At 55.0% G+C, this 18602-nt stretch carries 11 protein-coding genes; 4 read left to right on the forward strand and 7 right to left on the reverse strand.

Features of this window, described 5'->3' with window-relative positions; translation table 11 throughout:
* Window positions 1-12: 12 nt before the first annotated feature.
* On the reverse strand, window positions 13-2625 hold the full coding sequence (pepN, locus tag ACOTYB_RS04920) for an aminopeptidase N (RefSeq protein ID WP_409248794.1): 2613 nt from the start codon (window positions 2623-2625) through the stop codon (window positions 13-15).
* A gap of 254 nt (window positions 2626-2879) precedes the next feature.
* On the opposite strand from pepN, the gene pncB reads away from it, so the two are divergent.
* The 4 genes from pncB to ACOTYB_RS04940 all read left to right on the forward strand — a co-directional run bounded on the left by pncB (window position 2880) and on the right by ACOTYB_RS04940 (window position 8691).
* Window positions 2880-4082 carry a nicotinate phosphoribosyltransferase gene (gene pncB / locus ACOTYB_RS04925; protein ID WP_220153710.1) on the forward strand — a complete coding sequence of 401 codons (1203 nt, stop codon included), beginning with the start codon at window positions 2880-2882 and terminating at the stop codon, window positions 4080-4082.
* A 168-nt stretch (window positions 4083-4250) separates the two neighbouring features.
* Entirely contained in the window at window positions 4251-5651 is a 1401-nt protein-coding gene (gene asnS, locus ACOTYB_RS04930) for an asparagine--tRNA ligase (RefSeq protein ID WP_003858191.1), read from the forward strand.
* A gap of 606 nt (window positions 5652-6257) precedes the next feature.
* The gene (ompF, locus tag ACOTYB_RS04935; RefSeq protein ID WP_022650730.1) at window positions 6258-7316 is read left to right on the forward strand and encodes a porin OmpF; all 1059 of its coding nucleotides are present in this window, start codon (window positions 6258-6260) and stop codon (window positions 7314-7316) included.
* Window positions 7317-7500: 184 nt separating this feature from the next.
* A complete protein-coding gene (locus tag ACOTYB_RS04940; protein WP_003858198.1) occupies window positions 7501-8691 on the forward strand; it encodes an amino acid aminotransferase in 1191 nt (396 codons plus the stop codon).
* 54 nt (window positions 8692-8745) lie between these two features.
* Here the strand turns inward: ACOTYB_RS04940 and ACOTYB_RS04945 are convergent, their stop codons facing one another.
* The 6 genes from ACOTYB_RS04945 to mukF form a co-directional block, all read right to left on the reverse strand.
* Complete coding sequence (locus ACOTYB_RS04945; RefSeq protein ID WP_220153709.1) at window positions 8746-9393, reverse strand: MBL fold metallo-hydrolase; 648 nt, start codon at window positions 9391-9393, stop codon at window positions 8746-8748.
* A gap of 20 nt (window positions 9394-9413) precedes the next feature.
* Window positions 9414-9965, reverse strand: a complete 552-nt coding sequence (locus ACOTYB_RS04950; RefSeq protein ID WP_003858202.1) for a YcbK family protein — start codon at window positions 9963-9965, stop codon at window positions 9414-9416.
* Window positions 9966-10140: 175 nt separating this feature from the next.
* The gene (gene ldtD, locus ACOTYB_RS04955; RefSeq protein ID WP_003858203.1) at window positions 10141-11964 is read right to left on the reverse strand and encodes a L,D-transpeptidase; all 1824 of its coding nucleotides are present in this window, start codon (window positions 11962-11964) and stop codon (window positions 10141-10143) included.
* A gap of 179 nt (window positions 11965-12143) precedes the next feature.
* On the reverse strand, window positions 12144-16592 hold the full coding sequence (gene mukB, locus ACOTYB_RS04960; RefSeq protein WP_409248796.1) for a chromosome partition protein MukB: 4449 nt from the start codon (window positions 16590-16592) through the stop codon (window positions 12144-12146).
* Complete coding sequence (mukE, locus tag ACOTYB_RS04965) at window positions 16592-17296, reverse strand: chromosome partition protein MukE (RefSeq protein WP_003858208.1); 705 nt, start codon at window positions 17294-17296, stop codon at window positions 16592-16594. Before mukE ends, mukB begins: the two co-directional genes overlap by 1 nt.
* On the reverse strand, window positions 17277-18599 hold the full coding sequence (mukF, locus tag ACOTYB_RS04970; protein WP_220153707.1) for a chromosome partition protein MukF: 1323 nt from the start codon (window positions 18597-18599) through the stop codon (window positions 17277-17279). Before mukF ends, mukE begins: the two co-directional genes overlap by 20 nt.
* Between the last annotated feature and the right edge of the window lie 3 nt (window positions 18600-18602).

Below are 18602 nucleotides of genomic sequence, written 5' to 3' on the forward strand. Positions count from 1 at the left end.
GGCAATTTTTTATTACGCTAAGGCCTTAGCAATCTTCTCGTACAGATCGCCAGACAGATTTTCCAGCCCTTTCAGCTGCTCAAGCGCGGCGCGCATTTTCGCCTGACGCTGCGCATCGTAACGTTTCAGGCGGATCAGCGGCTCAATCAGACGAGACGCCACCTGCGGGTTACGGCTGTTCAGCTCGGTCAGCATTTCAACCATGAACTGATAACCGCTGCCGTCTTCGGCATGGAACGCGGCCGGGTTGCTGCTGGCGAAGGCACCAATCAGAGAGCGGACGCGGTTCGGGTTGCTCATGGTGAACGAACGGTGCTTCAGCAGGCTACGTACTTTGCTGAGTACATCGGCTGCCGGACTGGTGGCCTGAAGGATGAACCACTTGTCCATCACCAGACCATCCTGATACCACTTGTCGTCGTACTCCTGCATCAGCGCATCGCGGCACGGCAGCTCGGCGGCAACGCTTGCAGCCAGCGCGGCCAGGGCATCCGTCATGTTATCGGCTTCGTGGTACTGCTTGCTGACCAGCGTGTTCGCCAGCTCTGCCTCACCAAACGCCAGATAGCGCAGGCAGGTATTGCGCAGGGAACGTTTACCGATATCCGCATGTTCCACCCGATACGCGTCCAGCTTGTTGGCGTTGTAAATGGCGAGGAACTCATCTGCCAGTTCGGTCGCCAGCGTGCGGGTCAGCGCTTCACGCACGGCGACGATGGCAATCGGATCAATGATGTCAAACAGCTCGGCGATTTCAGTCGCAGACGGCAGCGTTAAAATTTCAGCCGCCAGCGCCGGGTCAATGTTCTCATCCAGCAGGATGGCACGGAACGCGTCTGCCACATGAACCGGCAGCGTCAACGGCTGGCCCTGCTGGTAACGGTTGACGTTCAGCTTGATGTAGGTCGCCAGCAGACTTTGTGCCGCATCCCAGCGCGAGAAATCGTTGCGCGCGTGACGCATCAGGAACGTCAGCTGCTGATCGCTCCACTTGTATTCGAGTTTCACCGGCGCGGAGAATTCGCACAGCAGGGCGGGAACGGGCTGGAAATAGACGTTATCGAAGATAAAGGTCTGCTCTGCCTGGGTCACGTTCAGCACGTTATGCACCGGGTGACCGCCCTTCTGTAACGGGATCACGTTGCCTTCGTTGTCGTACAGCTCAACGCTGAACGGAATGTGCAGCGGATGTTTCTCTTCCTGCTCGGCCGTTGGCGGCGTGCGCTGGCTGATGGTCAGCGTGTACTGCTCGGTTTCCGGGTTGTAGTCGTCTTTGACCGTCACGATCGGCGTACCGGTCTGGCTGTACCAGCGGCGGAAATGAGACAGATCCACGTTAGAGGCGTCCTCCATCGCCTGGACGAAATCGTCGCAGGTGGCCGCACTGCCGTCGTGACGCTCGAAGTAAAGCTGCATCCCTTTCTGGAAATTCTCTTCGCCCAGCAGGGTGTGGATCATGCGGATAATTTCAGCGCCTTTTTCATACACCGTCAGGGTGTAGAAGTTATTCATCTCAATGACTTTATCCGGGCGGATCGGGTGGGCCATTGGGCTGGCATCTTCTGCAAATTGCAGACCACGCATAGTGCGCACGTTGTTGATGCGGTTCACCGCCCGCGATCCCAGATCGGAGCTGAACTCCTGATCGCGGAAGACGGTTAAGCCCTCTTTCAGGCTCAGCTGGAACCAGTCGCGACAGGTGACGCGGTTCCCGGTCCAGTTGTGAAAATATTCGTGGCCGATAACGCGTTCGATATCGAGGTAATCTTTATCCGTGGCGGTATCGGTACGCGCCAGCACGTATTTGGAGTTAAAGATGTTAAGACCTTTATTCTCCATCGCGCCCATGTTGAAGAAATCGACAGCAACAATCATATAGATATCGAGGTCATATTCGAGACCAAAGCGCGTTTCATCCCACTTCATGGAGTTGATGAGAGAGGTCATTGCCCACGGTGCGCGGTCAAGGTTGCCACGGTCCACGAACAGCTCCAGCGCGACTTCACGGCCAGAGCGCGTTTTAAAGGTGTCGCGAAGAACATCGAAATCTCCCGCTACCAGCGCAAACAGATAGCAGGGTTTAGGGAACGGATCCTGCCACTGTACCCAGTGACGGCCATTCTCCAGTTCCCCCTCGCCAATCCGGTTGCCGTTGGAGAGCAGGTACGGGTACAGCGTTTTGTCGGCAATAATTTTGGTGGTAAAGCGCGCCAGGACGTCCGGGCGATCAAGATACCAGGTAATGTGGCGGAAACCTTCGGCTTCACACTGGGTACACAGGGCTACGCCTGACTGGTAAAGCCCTTCCAGCGCGGTATTGGCGGCAGGGCTAATTTCATTCACGATGCGCAGGGTAAAGCGTTCCGGCAGGTTGTCGATGACCAGCTGGTTGCCTTCTTCTTTATAGTCTGACCAGGCTTCATCGTTAATATGCAGGGAAACCAGCGTCAGGTCTTCACCATCCAGACGCAGCGGCACGGCTGTCGCGCTCTGGCGCGTCACCTGGCTTACCGCCGTCACGACGGTTTTTGTGGCATCCAGGTCGAAAGTCAGATCGATATCGCTTATCAGGTATTCCGGCGCACGGTAGTCGTGGCGGTATTTAGCTTGTGGCTGTTGTGTCATAGAAAACCTTATGCATCGTTTGTCGAGTAACGATTCAATATATTCCTGTTGTGTAAAACGCGCTATGCAGAATGTTCATCTTTTCAGGCACAACGCCCTTTTTAGCTACATTTTTATAACACGGGGCACGAAATGCTCTCGACCATAAAGTGTGCTTATGTTGTGATCGGGGTTCAATAAATCACTAAACAGGGTATACTCCGGAGTTGTTTATTGTACTAAACGCTCCCGTGAGAGGATGCTACAGCGCACCTATGACTCAATTCGCTTCTCCGGTTCTGCATACGTTGCTGGATACCGACGCGTACAAGCTGCATATGCAGCAAGCCGTGTTTCACCACTATCATGATGTCCATGTTGCGGCGGAATTTCGCTGCCGGGGTGACGACTTGCTGGGTATCTACGCAGATTCCATTCGTGAACAGGTCGAGGCCATGCAGCATCTGGCGCTCACCGATGACGAATATCAGTGGCTTTCAGGCCTGCCTTTCTTTAAAGCGGACTATCTGAACTGGCTGCGTGAGTTCCGCTATAAGCCGGAACAGGTCACCGTCACCAATGATAACGGCAAGCTGGTCATTCGTCTGACCGGCCCGTGGCGCGAGGTGATCATGTGGGAAGTGCCGCTTCTGGCCGTGATCAGCGAGCTGGCCCACCGCTATCGCTCCCCTGAAACCGGTGTGACGCAGGCGGTCGCCGCTCTGGAGAATAAACTCGTTGAGTTTTCCAGACTGACCGAAGGGCTGGATATGTCCCGCTTCCGTCTGATGGACTTTGGCACGCGCCGCCGCTTCTCTCGCGGGGTTCAGGAAGCCATTGTCAGACGTCTGCAACAGGAGCCGTGGTTCGTTGGCACCAGTAACTACGATCTGGCACGTCGCCTTGATTTAACGCCGATGGGCACCCAGGCGCACGAATGGTTCCAGGCGCACCAGCAGATCAGCCCTGACCTTGCCAACAGCCAGCGCGCCGCCCTCGCCGCGTGGCTAGAGGAATACCCGGATCGGCTGGGTATTGCCCTTACCGACTGCATTACCATGGACGCATTCCTGCGCGACTTTGGCCCTGAGTTTGCCGAACGCTACCAGGGGTTACGCCATGATTCCGGGGACCCGGTTGAATGGGGTGAGAAAGCCATCGCCCATTACGAAAAGCTGGGTATCGACCCAATGAGTAAGGTGCTGGTCTTCTCCGATAACCTTGACCTGGCAAAAGCCGTCGACCTTTATCGCCATTTCTCATCGCGGGTGAACCTGAGTTTCGGGATTGGTACGCGGTTAACCTGTGATATCCCTCAGGTGAAACCACTGAACATCGTCATAAAACTGGTGGAATGTAACGGTAAGCCGGTCGCGAAGCTCTCCGACAGCCCTGGCAAAACCATCTGCCATGACAAAGCGTTTGTCCGCGCATTACGTAAAGCCTTCGATCTGCCTCAGGTTAAAAAAGCCAGTTAACGGCTTCGGGGGAGCCTTCATGGCTCCCCTTCTCTTATTTATTTCTTATTTCTTCTCTCAAGACGGTGAAATTTACTTGTCTGATAGCGGATGGCAGGTAACATAGATATCCCCCCTATAAGGGCGGACAAGTGTTTATTTTTTCCGACTATTAACAGAGAGAATATTATGAGCGTTGTGCCTGTAGCCGACGTACTCCAGGGCCGTGTCGCCGTTGACCAGGAGGTCACCGTGCGCGGATGGGTGCGTACTCGCCGAGATTCTAAAGCTGGCATCTCCTTCCTCGCCGTCTATGACGGTTCCTGCTTTGATCCTGTACAGGCCGTCATTAATAATTCTCTGCCCAATTACAATGATGACGTTCTGCACCTGACAACCGGCTGTTCCGTGATCGTCACCGGTGTTGTGGTGGCCTCTCCGGGCCAGGGTCAGAGCTACGAAATTCAGGCGACCTCGGTGGAAGTGACCGGCTGGGTTGAAGATCCGGACACCTATCCGATGGCTGCAAAGCGTCACAGCATCGAATATCTGCGTGAAGTTGCGCACCTGCGTCCGCGCACCAACCTGATTGGTGCGGTTGCCCGCGTGCGTCATACGCTGGCGCAGGCGCTGCATCGCTTCTTTGACGAGCAGGGTTACTTCTGGGTTTCTACTCCGCTGATCACGGCATCCGATACCGAAGGCGCAGGTGAAATGTTCCGCGTTTCAACGCTGGATATGGAAAACCTGCCGCGTACGCCGGAAGGTAAAGTGGATTACGACAAAGACTTCTTTGGTAAAGAAGCCTTCCTGACGGTTTCTGGCCAGCTGAACGGCGAAACCTACGCCTGTGCGCTGTCTAAGATCTATACCTTCGGCCCAACCTTCCGTGCGGAAAACTCCAACACCAGCCGTCACCTGGCGGAATTCTGGATGCTGGAGCCGGAAGTGGCCTTTGCCGATCTGAATGACGTGGCAGGCCTGGCAGAAGCGATGCTGAAATACGTGTTCAAAGCGGTTCTCGAAGAGCGCGCAGACGACATGAAATTCTTCGCTGAGCGTGTCGATAACGACGCCATCGCCCGTCTTGAGCGCTTCGTCTCCGCAGACTTCGCGCAGGTGGATTACACCGACGCGGTCGCTATCCTGGAAAAATGCGGTGAGAAATTCGAAAACCCGGTTTACTGGGGCGTGGATCTCTCCTCCGAGCACGAACGTTATCTGGCAGAGAAGCACTTCAAAGCACCGGTTGTGGTGAAAAATTATCCGAAAGACATTAAGGCGTTCTATATGCGCCTTAACGAAGACGGTAAAACCGTTGCCGCGATGGACGTGCTGGCGCCGGGCATCGGTGAGATTATCGGTGGCTCCCAGCGTGAAGAGCGACTGGATGTGCTGGACGCGCGTATGCAGGAGATGGGTCTGAACCCGGCGGACTACAGCTGGTATCGCGATCTCCGTCGCTACGGCACCGTCCCGCACTCCGGCTTTGGCCTGGGCTTTGAACGTCTGATTGCTTACGTAACAGGTGTTCAGAACGTACGTGATGTGATTCCGTTCCCACGCACACCGCGTAACGCAAGTTTCTAACCGACCAAATCCTTAATGGCCAGCAAATGCTGGCCATTATTTTATCCTGCAATGTCAGTTTTCGTCAGTCAAAAGTAAGCGTCTTTAAACCACAACCCCGCGATTACCTCTACCTGTTACGTTTTGTTTCCACGAAATACCCTGAGATAAAAAATTAACTCCATTTTTATGGCGCTTAATACAATCCTTACGCAATAGCACAAAAAACAACCACCCTCACAGCCATCTGGATGGCTTTTGTCGATTATAAGAAAAAATGAGCCGTTTAACTTCTGTTTATACGAAAGGCCTTTAGCTAAATTAAACATAAGGAAATCATATATATAAGAATAAAGCGGAGGTTTAATTCACCAGAAAGCGCTGAAGTTTGAGGTGCTTCACAAAGTTCCCAAAAATACATATTTAGTTACATATATTTTCTTTTGGTAACTGAATTTTGAAGATTGTAGCACTTTCAGTGTAGCGAAACGGTTCTATGAATGGAAAGATGCCTGTCAGACACATAAAGACACCTAACTCTCATCAATAGTTCCGGAAATATTTATTGACAGAATTTATTGACGGCAGTGGCGAGTGTCATAAAAAAACCAATGAGGGTAATAAATAATGATGAAGCGCAATATCCTGGCAGTGGTAGTCCCTGCCCTGCTGGTAGCCGGTGCAGCAAACGCTGCTGAAATCTATAACAAAGACGGCAACAAATTAGATCTTTACGGGAAAGCAGTCGGCCTGCATTACTTTTCCGATAATGACAGCAACGATGGCGACAACACTTACGCACGTCTGGGCTTCAAAGGCGAAACTCAGATCAACGATCAGCTGACTGGCTACGGTCAGTGGGAATACAACTTCCAGGGTAACAACTCTGAAGGTGGCGATGCACAGAACGGCAACAAAACCCGTCTGGCATTCGCAGGTCTGAAATTCGGTGACGCAGGCTCCTTCGACTACGGTCGTAACTACGGTCTGGTCTATGATGCAATCGGCATCACCGATATGCTCCCTGAGTTCGGTGGCGACACCGGCGCGAGCGATAACTTCTTCTCTGGCCGTACCGGTGGCCTGGCGACGTACCGTAACAGCAACTTCTTCGGCCTGGTTGACGGTCTGAACTTTGGTGTTCAGTACCTGGGCAAAAACGAGCGTACTGATGCAGTACGTTCCAACGGCGACGGCTGGGCAACCTCACTGAGCTATGATTTCGAAGGCTTCGGCATTGTGGGTGCTTATGGCGCCGCTGACCGTACCAACAACCAGCAGACGCTGGAATGGGGTAAAGGCGACAAAGCTGAACAGTGGGCAACCGGCCTGAAATATGACGCGAACAACATCTACCTGGCAGCTATTTATGGCGAAATGCGTAACGCAGCGCGTCTGGGCAGCCGTGGTTTCGCTAACAAGTCTCAGGACTTCTCTGTCGTCGCTCAGTACCAGTTCGACTTCGGTCTGCGTCCATCCATCGCTTACTACAAATCTAAAGCGAAAGACGTAGAAGGTATCGGTGACGAAGACTACATCAACTACATCGACGTTGGTGCGACATACTACTTCAACAAAAACATGTCTACCTATGTTGACTATCAGATCAACCAGCTGAAAGACGACAACAAGCTGGGCATCAACAACGACGACATCGTGGCTCTGGGTCTGGTTTACCAGTTCTAATCAGCACACCTCGTTGTTATATGCTTAATGAACAGGGCTTCGGCCCTGTTTTTTTATTCCTGAGAGAAAATAATAGCGACTTTTGAAAAGCCGCACGCTTTTCGTCGCAAACGGTTGGCATTTTGTAAATCTACCGTTAACCTGATAGCGGATTTCACTTCTGTAATCACAATGGAACTTCGTCATGTTTGAGAACATTACTGCCGCTCCTGCCGACCCAATTCTGGGCCTGGCCGATCTGTTTCGCGCCGACGACCGCCCTGGAAAAATCAACCTGGGTATTGGTGTATATAAAGATGAAACCGGCAAAACTCCGGTACTGACCAGCGTCAAAAAAGCTGAGCAGTATCTGCTGGAAAACGAAACCACCAAAAACTACCTCGGTATTGATGGTATCCCTGAATTTGGTCGCTGCACCCAGGAGCTGCTGTTCGGCAAAGGCAGCACCATTGTGAGCGAAAAACGCGCCCGCACGGCGCAGACCCCAGGCGGTACCGGCGCACTGCGCGTGGCGGCAGATTTCCTGGCGAAAAACACTTCTGTGAAGCGTGTGTGGGTAAGCAATCCAAGCTGGCCGAACCATAAGAGCGTGTTTAATTCTGCGGGTCTGGAAGTGCGTGAATACGCCTACTACGACGCAGCCAGCCACGCGCTGGATTTCGACGGCCTGCTGGCCAGCCTGAGCGAAGCCCAGGCGGGCGATGTGGTGCTGTTCCACGGCTGCTGCCATAACCCAACCGGTATCGATCCTACGCTTGAGCAGTGGGAACAGCTGGCTAAGCTGTCCGTTGAAAAAGGCTGGCTGCCGCTGTTTGACTTCGCTTACCAGGGCTTTGCCCGTGGTCTGGAAGAAGATGCAGAAGGTCTGCGTGCATTCGCCGCCGTGCATCAGGAGTTGATAGTCGCAAGCTCCTATTCCAAGAACTTTGGTCTGTATAACGAGCGTGTCGGCGCCTGTACGCTGGTGGCTGCTGACGAAGCAACCGTCGATCGCGCATTCAGCCAGATGAAGTCCGTGATCCGCGCTAACTACTCCAACCCACCGGCACACGGTGCGTCTGTGGTCGCGACGATCCTGAGCAACGATGCGCTGCGCGCCATCTGGGAGCAAGAGCTGAACGATATGCGTCAGCGCATTCAGCGCATGCGTCTGCTGTTTGTGAACACGCTGGCTGAGAAAGGCGCTGACCGTGACTTCAGCTTCATCATCAAGCAGAACGGCATGTTCTCCTTCAGCGGCTTGACCAAAGAGCAGGTGCTGCGCCTGCGTGAAGAGTTTGGCGTGTATGCCGTTGCATCTGGCCGCGTGAACGTTGCAGGTATGACGCCTGACAACATGGCGCCGCTGTGCGAAGCCATTGTCGCGGTGCTGTAACCTGCATCCCTAAAAAAAAGCCTGCATCGTGCAGGCTTTTTTATTTTACCGGGTTTACCAGACAGGCATTTCATCCTGAAGGAACGGGTTATGCAACCGCTCATCCCCCAGCGTTGACATTGGTCCGTGTCCAGGGATAAACGTCACATCATCACCTAACGGTAATAACTTCTGCTTAATCGACTGAATCAGCTGACCGTGATCGCCGCGTGGGAAATCACTGCGTCCTACGCCCCCTTTGAAAATCACGTCACCGGAAATCAGCAGACGCGACACGTCATCAAAGAAGACAATATGGCCGGGCGTATGTCCGGGGCAATGCAACACCTGTAAAGTTACATTCCCTACGTTAACGCGATCGTCTTCGTTCAGCCAGCGGTCCGGTGTCAGTGGCTGACAGTCTTCCAGGCCAAACATACGGCTTTGAGCAGGTAATCCCTGTAGCCAGAACTCATCTTCTTTTTCCGGGCCGATAATCGGCACACCGTAGTATTCAGCCAGTTCAGCCGCTGCACCCAAATGGTCGAGATGGCCATGGGTGAGTAAAATCTGCATCAGCGTTACACCGCTGGCAGCGACTTCCTGCTTGATTGTCTCAGCGTCGCCACCGGGATCAACAAGCGCGGCCAGTTTAGTTTGTTCACACCAGATCAATGAACAGTTCTGTGAGAACGCGGTAACCGGAATAATACGATAGTTCATACTGCTCCTGTGTTTCGTTATTACCAGTGCCGAACCGGCCCGGTATCAATATGCACAAAGTTGCTACGTGGGTAGTATCCTACACCACCTGCGCGCATAGATAACGCCGCTTTGCGAATATTGGCTAACGAAACGCCCTCAATATGGAAATCCATCGCCTGCCCTTTGGTGTGATAGCTTTTTTTCGCTACCCCACGGCTGTGGGCACGCAGTTCATTGTTGGTATCCAGAGAGCGATAGCCAGAGATGAGCTGCACCGGCCTTTTGGTCCCTAGCAGTCCCTGCAAGCGGTAAAGCTGATCGAATAATCCAGGGTCGATGGCTTTGATTTTATTCGCGCGGAAATCACGGAAAAAATGGTTGAGTCTTGCTAATTCATCCTGAATATAGCCTCTGCCATCGAAAAATTCCGCTTTAAGCGTCTCACCAGTATGCAGATTGTTGAGCGTTAAAATACGCGGACGAGGTGTCGAGAGGGTGGCAAATGCTGGCGTCGGAAGGATGGCTGCTGCGCCCAGCGCAACGCCACCTAACGCCAGCAATTTGCGGCGATTAGCGTCAAATTTGTCCATGATAATCAGGTCTACAGGTAAAAGAAATTGTCAATATGCTTAGCGCACGAAGGGCACCATAACTGGCAAAACCTGTTACGTCAAGGCGCCCAACCCCAGTAAATACGCGGCTTGCAGCCAGATCGCCTCATATTCACCATAACTTACGACAATCATTTTTACCGAACTACTTCATTTACCTGATTAATTGTTCCGCTTTTGGCAAAATTTGTGCGCCGGATCGCGCTGTCAGATCATAATTGTAAATATCTGTACGATACTGGGTACGTCCGTCTGCCCCTACAAACGCCGTCAGATAGTAAAGATTGACCGGAATATTGTGGCGGATATTGACATAACGCGTATCTCCCTGCTTCAGCGCATCTGATATCCGCGTATCGTTCCAGCCTGCATCCTGCAACAGCATATTCGCCAGCTCAGAGGCCTTGTTCACGCGGACACAGCCCGAGCTGAGCGCGCGTGCGTCTTTCTGGAACAAATTATGGTTCGGGGTATCATGCAGATAGATTGCGTCCGAACTTGGCATATTGAATTTGTAACGTCCCAGCGAGTTATGTGCGCCCGGTGCCTGCTGGAAACGGAACGGCAGGTTCGAAGGCGTAATCGTTGACCAGTCCACCATCCAGGGGTCAATCGCTTCTTTGCTGTTCCAGCCACGCATCACCGTATAGTTATGTCGCTCCAGATAACCCGGGTCATTCCAGACCTTAGGCAGAATATCTTTGCGCGCCAGCGTCGGCGGCACGTTCCACGGCGGGTTAACCACCACGTTATTCAGCGCGCTGCTCATCATTGGCGTTTTACGGTCAGGTCGGCCGACAATCACGCGGGACGCCAGCACTTCACTACCGTCCTGATAGTAGACCAGGGAGTACGCCGGAATGTTGACCATAATGCCGGTGGATAACGTGCCCGGCAGCAAGCGCAAGCGCTGGATATTCAACGCCAGCACTCCAGCCCGCTGGGCCGGAGAGACGTTCAGCCAGTCGCGAGTAGATGGACCAATCACGCCGTCAGCGCCCAGCCCCTGCGCGGCCTGGAACTGCTTCACTGCGGCGACCAGCTCGCGATCGTAAGCGGCGGGCTTATTGCTCAACGCAACGGCGGTTTTCTCTTTTACCGGCGCCGACGGGCTGACGACCGCATTTTGCGTCTCGTCACCGGGCAGCGCAATTTTAGGGCCGCTGTCGAGAATGCCGGAGCGTTTCATAATTTCGCGGATCGCAGGCACATCGCTACTCCACTGCCCCGGACGCAGCGTTGTGGTGCCGCGCAGCTGAGGCCACGGGCGGGAATCCGCAACCAGCTCAAGAAGCGACTGATGCATCGTGGCATACTGCGGATGGGCAGGCGCAAGGCTTGCGATAAAGCGCGGCAGTTCGCCGTTGTCCAGCGACAGCTGCCACTGGTTAATGACGGACAGCGCAGGCGTCGCCAGCTTGTACGGCTTACTGCTGTATAACCAGCGGTTGCCGTTCACCGAAATCCCCGCAACAAACTGTAAGTAGCCCATCATGGCATCAGACAGCACCACGTCACGCGCTTGTCCGGTCACGGCAGGATCGGTCAGGAGTTCAACCCAGGTCGTGAACTGCGGCTGAAAACCTGCAATCGCCACTTCAGCCAGCTGCTGCTGGAAGGCACGTACAGCCTCGCGATTTTCCCACATCGGTTTCATATCGCGCGCAGCGTAAAGCAGCGTGAGCTGGTTAATATAAGCGGGAGTATAGCCCGAGGGCAGCCCGGTCATAAGCTGCTGACGTAATGATCCAGTATCGATGCCTTCCGGCAGCGGTTTAATGCCGGCCATGATGGCCGTTGCCGGAGACTGATCCAGCGGTTGTGACAGTGACGTCGGCTGCGCGCCCATCGTCGCGGAGCTGTCAGTCGGTACAATTTCAGGCTCATCGGCCTGAGCGGTAAACAGTGGAGCAAACATCACTGTCAGGCACAAACTCAGCGCAGACAGCTGACGACCACGATTCTTCTTAAGCAACATCCCTTGCCCCCTGTTTTTCACGACATGCCCAGTATTCTGGAGCTTTCCTTCAGTATAGAAAGGCATACACGCTGCTGCCTTGCCTTATGTAAAGAAGTTTAAAGATAACGCAGCCCTGAACACAAGTTAAGTGAATAAAAAAAGCGGCGCATGAGCGCCGCTATTTGTCGCACCCCAGGTTAAGAGGCGTCAGCCGTGCCCGGTAATGACTCCGGTGGCTGCGGGGCGAAACCACGCAGGCCCACGACGTGCACGTGTTCACTGTTCTGGAACACCTTACGCACCAGCTTATAGGTTGTCCCTTTTTCCGGACTGATGTTTTCCGGCGCCGCGATGATGAGCTGCATATCGAGTCGCTCGCAAAGCTCAAACAGCGTGGCGATGGAGCGGGCGTCGAGACGCGCGGCTTCATCGAGGAACAGCAGACGACATGGAGAGATGTCTTTGCCGCGCAGACGACGCGCTTCATCTTCCCAGCTCTGCACCACCATCACCAGAATCGACATACCGGTACCGATGGCTTCACCGGTAGAGAGCGCACCGGATTCCGCGCGCAGCCAGCCGTCTGAGCCACGGTTAACCTCAACTTCCATTTCCAGATAGTTGCGGTAGTCCAGCAGCTCCTCGCCGATGGTTTGCGGCGTACGCTGGCCCATGTCAATCTGCGGATTCAGACGCTGATACAGCTTCGCCAGCGCTTCGGAGAAGGTCAGGCGGTTACTGTTGAACAGATCCTGGTGCTGCTCATGCTGTTCAGACAACACGTCCAGCAGCGTGGAGTGCGCCTCACGCACGTTCACGTTCAGCCTCACGCTGTTGACCTGGCCAAACGACACGCTTTGCAGGCCCTGGTTCAGCTGACGGATACGGTTCTGCTCGCGCTGAATGGTTTTACGAATAATATTCGCCACGCTGCGGGAGCTGATTGCCAACTTTTGCTCGCGGGAGGTCAGCTCTTCCGTCAGACGGCCCAGCTCGATCTCCATCTGTTCGATCGCTTCAACCGGATCGTCGGTACGGATAATGTCCTGACGGATACGCTCGCGCAAGTGCTGATACACCGCCACGAAGAACTGGATTTTGCGCTCAGGACGCTTCGGATCTTCGGACATGCGCAGCACGTCGCGCAGGTGTTCGTTATCCGCCACCGCCAGACGCAGCGCGCCCAGCGCCTTATCCGACATAGAACGCAGTTCATCGGCCGACAGATACGCCAGCTCGCGGCGGTGCAGACGACGCTCCACGTTGTTGTCTTTCACCATGCGCATCACCGCGCACCAGCCCGCTTTCGCGGTCACAACCTGCTCGCGCATCTCGTGATAGTCACGTTCCAGCTTGCGCAGGCGACGCGTCAGGTTGTCCATCTCCGCTTCACAGAAGGTCAGCGCTTTTTCCAGCTGATTACGACGCGCACGGTTGTTGCTGAGCTGAGCATGCAGCTCATCGCGGCGAATACGTGCCCGCTCTTCTGCACCGCTGCCGGCGCGCACGCCAATGTCCTGCAACTCTTTATGCAGGTCGTTTAACAGCTCTTTCTTGGTGTCGAAGGAGCTTTTCAACGACGCCATCACCTGACTGTACTGGCTCAGCTGTGCGGCGTGAGTACGCATCGCTTCGCGCGCGCGCGTACGTTCCGCTTCCGCCTGCTCAAGGCGCTGGCGCAGCTTTTCATTAAGATCGCTGTTCCCGCTCAGCATTTCTGCTGAATCGGAGTAGCCGAAGTGCGCGCGACGTTGCACCACTTCCGTCAGGGCAAACGCCTGCTGACGCGCTTCGCGCTGCACTTGCTGTGACCAGGCGTAATCCTCTTTTAACTGTTCAAACTGTTCCGGGTCGCTCTGGAGAACGGAAACCATCGGCTCCAGCTTCGCCAGCTGATTGCCGTGCTGCTGCACAAAGCGCGCGGCTTCCTGCGCCTCGTCCAGTCGTTCCTGAATTTCATCCACGCGGTCGGCGAGCGTATCGTCCGCCAGCAGGTTCAGGCGTGGCAGAATGCGGTTAAGCGCCGCAACGCCCTCTTTCGCCTGCTCGAACTGGACGCGGCTCTGCTGGTTGTCATTTTCATGGCTAGCCAGCGCACGCTCCAGCTCACCGCGGCGGGTGTTGAGCTTGCGAATTTCGGCTTCCGGATCGGGCTCAAAGGCCACGCCCAGATGGCTGCCGATAAAGCGGCTGAACGCCTGATGCAGACGCTGCGTTTTTTGTACATCAAACGACAGGGTCGCAAAACGTTCAGAAAGCGTTTCGCGCTCCGCATGCAGGCTTTCAATGCGGCTTTCACGCGCGGCGCGGCCAAACAGCGGCAGTTCCGGGAAGCGCGAATAGCGCCACTGGCGATCGGCGATTTTCACCACCACCGCTTTTTCCAGCTCGTCAACGCTGAATACGCTGTCATCAAACGACTGCGGATCTCCTTCGATGAGGTAGAGATCTTCCGGGCAGTCTTCCAGCCCTGCAAGCTGGTCAGAAATCAGCGACAGATCCGGCACCACAATCGCGTTACGGGATGGACCGTACAGCGCGGAGAAGTACGGCGCATCGTCCAGACCAACATCGTCGTAAATTTCAGACAACAGCACGCCGCCGAAACGCTCGGCTAAGGCATTCAGACGCGGATCTTCTGAGCCGCCAGGCTGGCTTAAACGCTCGATTTCTTCATCGACGTCACGCTTGCGCGCGCCCACTTCGTCACGCTCAACAATCGCTTCACGCTCACGCTCCAGCAGCTGTTGCATGTATTCGGTGACGTCCTGGCTGGAGGCAAACTCCTGGCCACACTGTTCGCTGAGCTGGTTCAGGCTGCTTTGTGCAGCCAGCCAGATCGGCGCACGCTGTAAGAGCGTCTTCGAACGGGACTGAAGCTGTTCCAGCTCCTGACGCAACGTCATGCGCTGTTCGCTGGCATTCGATACGGTATCGGACAGGGCCGCAATACGCGCTTCCAGTTCCTGATGCAGGGCCTCAAGCTCGTCGAAATCGTAATTTTTACCCTGACGCTTGCAGAATTCCGCCAGGAGACGCTCGGCTTCCTGCTGTTCACGCAGACGCTGTTCCAGCTCGTTCAGGCGCATGCGCAGCGGCTGCACCTGCTCGGCCAGATGGCGCTGATTGACGCCGTCGCGCAGCAGCTCACGGGCAACGTCCCACGCTTCGTTACGCGCCAGCGGACCGTTAATCGCCACCACCAGCTGGTACGCCTGCTCAAACTGGCTATGCGCCGTTTGCGCCACGCTCATTTTCTGATCGAGAGAAAGCAGTTTCTCAGTGGCTTCCTGCTCTTTGGCCTGGAAGGTATCCAGCCATTCGTCAGCGCTTTCCGGGGTCAGGTCCGGCAGATGGCACAGCTCTTTGGCACGCTGCAACGCCTGCAACGCCTGGTTGTACTGAATCGCACGCGTCTGCTGCACGTCCAGCGCCTGTTGGTAGTCAGCAAGCTGGCTTTTCAGCTCATCCACTTCCAGCTCGGCGGCTTCCGCGCGGGCTTCGTTCTCTTCCTGCAATTCGGCAGCTTCGGCCACCACTTCATTTTGCTCTTCAAGACGAATTTGCAGCTCATCAAGATCGGCTTCGTAGCGCTCGATTTTTTCCTGCTGACGCAGCGCGGTCTGCACCAGATTCAAATGATCGCTGGCCGCCTGGTAATCGGCTTCCAGATCCCCTTCCGCACCATTGTGCTCGCCCAGTTCGCACGCCATTTCGACATGCTTATACTGCTCGGCCACCAGCTGTTTGCGGGAGGTAAACAGCTCGCGGCGATACTCCAGCGCCTGATCGAGATGAATACGGCGCTCGTTGGCGTGGCGCATATAGTCCGCCGCCACGTAGTTGGTGGCTTCGCTGATCAGGTGCTTAAACAGGTCCCGGTCAGACTGCGTAACGCGAATCGCTTCCAGCGTCATGCGGTTTTCACGCAGCGCGGCTTCCATATCCTGGAAGGCCTTACGCACGCCGCTGTTTTCCGGCAACAGGTAGTCGCGCAGGGAGCGGGTAATGGCGCTGGAGATACCGCCGTACAGGGAGGCTTCAATCAGACGGTAGTATTTACTACGATCTGACGCGCTGCGCAGACGACGGGCTACCACGCCGAGATCGAACATCAGAGAGTGGTAGTCGGTAATGGAATTAAACTGCTTAAACTGCACGCCTTCGATAGCTTCCAGCTTGTCTTTCAGCTCCTGGAGCGTCAGGACGCGCGCCTGACGTTCATTCAGGGTTTCCGTCAGCAGCGCGGTTGGCTGTACGGAGGTAGGCAGCCCCTGGATCGCAAACGGTTTGATATCTACTTTACGGTCGCGGCCGGCAACCTGTTGCAGACGCACGCCAACAACCACGCGCTGATGGCGGGAGTTGATCACGTCCAGCACTGAATAACAAACGCCCGCTTTCAGCTTACCGTGCAGACCTTTATCACGAGAGCCGCTCGTGGCGCCCGCTTCAGTGGTGTTACGGAAGTGCAGCAGGGTCAGGTCAGGTATCAGCGCCGTCACGAAGGCCGCCATGGTGGTGGATTTACCCGCCCCGTTACCGCCGGAGAGCGTTGTCACCAGCTCATCCAGATCGAAGGTTCGGGCAAAGAAGCCGTTCCAGTTAATCAGCGTCAGTGAGCGAAATTTACCGCGTTCAATCATTACTCTTCCTCCCCGCTATCCGGCTGATTCTCTTCGTGCTCGTCATTGAGCTGCAAATGGTTTTCCACCGGCATCGCTTCACCGTCACGGATCATGCGCAGCTGCGCTTCACGCGCATCATCACCCGCACGCACGTCGGCGCCAAAACGGAAGACCGATTCGGTGATGCGGAACTTGCTGCTGTCGTGACCCATGAACCAGACCATTCCCAGACGGCGCAGACGGTTAAGGGATGAGCGAACTTTTTCCTGTAATTTCTGACGGTCCAGATCGGACCCCGTTGAGCGGTTATTCACCAGCTTGAGCAGCTTGCTTTCATCCGCCAGCGACAGCAGCTCATCGTAAAGCTCCTGCTGGGTGAAGATCCCTTCATTCGCCAGACGTTCCGGGCTGAGATAGAGGTAGCAGAGAATTTTGCCGACCATCATATCCAGTTCGGAAAGCACCGAGCGCGGAATAAGCGTGGTAGAGCGCGGACGCAGGTAGAAAAACCCTTCCGGCGCGCGGATCAGCTCAACGTTATAGCGAGCGTAAAACTCTTCCAGGTACTCCTGAAAGTCCATCAAAAAGGCGTGATTATCCAGCTCGTCAAGGCCAATGTGACGACCGGCACGCAGCTGGCTGTCCAGCGCCGGAAACAACGGATTCGCCAGCGCCTGTGCCAGCTTAACTGGCATCACTTGTTCAATATTTGTCAATGACATGCGCCTGTACCTTGGCTCCGTAATCGTTAATCGGCTGCCACTTCGGCGGCAGTCCGGTGAAATCGGCTTGTGCGATGCCCAGGCGCACCGCCTGGTCTACAACAATGCGGGCAACATCGAAGTGGCGCGCGCGCGGATACTGCGCCAGATAGTCGCGTACCACGAGGCCAAGATCCAGCGGTGCTTGTCTGGTTTTGTAGACAGCGAGCTGTTCTTCGATCATCGCCGCAAGCTGCTCGCGAATTTCGTTAAATTCTTCGTATTCCAGATCCGGCGGCAGTTCACCGGTGACCTCTTCATCGCGCAGCGCCATCTCTTCGTCGCGCATATCCAGCAGACGATCGGCGTTGGCGTAGGTCAGCGCCCACGGCGCATCGAAATAGGTCTGTACCGACTGGCGCAGACGTTGAGCAAAGACGCGATTCTTATCCATATCGATGGCGGTACGGATAAATTTATGCACGTGGCGGTCGTAACCGATCCACAGGTCGATTGACTGCTGGCCCCAGCTGATAATGCGGTCAAGCTTGCTCTGCAAATCAAACACCAGACGGTCGATAAAATGCAGATCGTCGTGCGCCATTGTCGCGTCCTGGATGCGCAGCAGATTGGCCTGTAGCTTATCCCCCGCCGCCTCCAGCGTATCCTGCAACTCACGCAGCGTACCGGACGTTTCTGACAGCAAGAGTTCACAGCTGGAGATGGCCGCACGCCAGTCTTTATTAAGCAGTTGAGCGATATCGTCTTTCACCTGCTGCTGCTGTTCGTCCATCAGACGTTGAGTCAGATCGATACTGTCGAAAATCTCGGCGACCGAGTATTTCAGCGGCGCGTAAACGTTGCGATGCCAGTGGATTTCGTCACCGTTTTCATCAGCCGCGTCGGCGGCACGCTTCAGCTCACCTGCAACAATAGAGAGCTGCATGGAGAGACGCAGCGTGGAAAATTCGCGCTGGCGGATGTAATAGTCGGTAATGCCAATGCCCAGTGGCGTAAGACGATAGATGGCGTTTCCTTCCGCCTGCTCGCTGGTAAAGCGGTTCAGCAGACGTTGACGCACCATATCATTGATTGCGTTGTTGGCACGCACGCTAATGGTTTCGCTGGTTTGCTCAAACGCATCACTGACGTGGCGGAACGCATCCACCAGTTCGCCTTCACTCATTTCGCCATCCAGGCGTTCGCCGTTTAGCGTCGCAACCGCCAGCAGGAATGAGAGTCTGTCTACCGGCAGCGAGATGGAGAAATCGTTTTTCCTGGCCCAGGCAACCAGTTCGGGGACTGTCTGGGAAAATTCACTCATAGA

The sequence above is a fragment of the Enterobacter cloacae complex sp. IR5450 genome (assembly GCF_049238665.1).
Taxonomy (GTDB): domain Bacteria; phylum Pseudomonadota; class Gammaproteobacteria; order Enterobacterales; family Enterobacteriaceae; genus Enterobacter; species Enterobacter hormaechei_C.

Coding starts and splice junctions, on each gene's coding strand:
- ACOTYB_RS04945 (WP_220153709.1), bottom strand. CDS start 9,393: ATGAACTATCGTATTATTCCGGTTACCGCGTTCTCACAGAACTGTTCA.
- ompF (WP_022650730.1), top strand. CDS start 6,258: ATGATGAAGCGCAATATCCTGGCAGTGGTAGTCCCTGCCCTGCTGGTA.
- asnS (WP_003858191.1), top strand. CDS start 4,251: ATGAGCGTTGTGCCTGTAGCCGACGTACTCCAGGGCCGTGTCGCCGTT.
- pncB (WP_220153710.1), top strand. CDS start 2,880: ATGACTCAATTCGCTTCTCCGGTTCTGCATACGTTGCTGGATACCGAC.
- ldtD (WP_003858203.1), bottom strand. CDS start 11,964: ATGTTGCTTAAGAAGAATCGTGGTCGTCAGCTGTCTGCGCTGAGTTTG.
- ACOTYB_RS04950 (WP_003858202.1), bottom strand. CDS start 9,965: ATGGACAAATTTGACGCTAATCGCCGCAAATTGCTGGCGTTAGGTGGC.
- ACOTYB_RS04940 (WP_003858198.1), top strand. CDS start 7,501: ATGTTTGAGAACATTACTGCCGCTCCTGCCGACCCAATTCTGGGCCTG.
- pepN (WP_409248794.1), bottom strand. CDS start 2,625: ATGACACAACAGCCACAAGCTAAATACCGCCACGACTACCGTGCGCCG.
- mukF (WP_220153707.1), bottom strand. CDS start 18,599: ATGAGTGAATTTTCCCAGACAGTCCCCGAACTGGTTGCCTGGGCCAGG.
- mukE (WP_003858208.1), bottom strand. CDS start 17,296: ATGTCATTGACAAATATTGAACAAGTGATGCCAGTTAAGCTGGCACAG.
- mukB (WP_409248796.1), bottom strand. CDS start 16,592: ATGATTGAACGCGGTAAATTTCGCTCACTGACGCTGATTAACTGGAAC.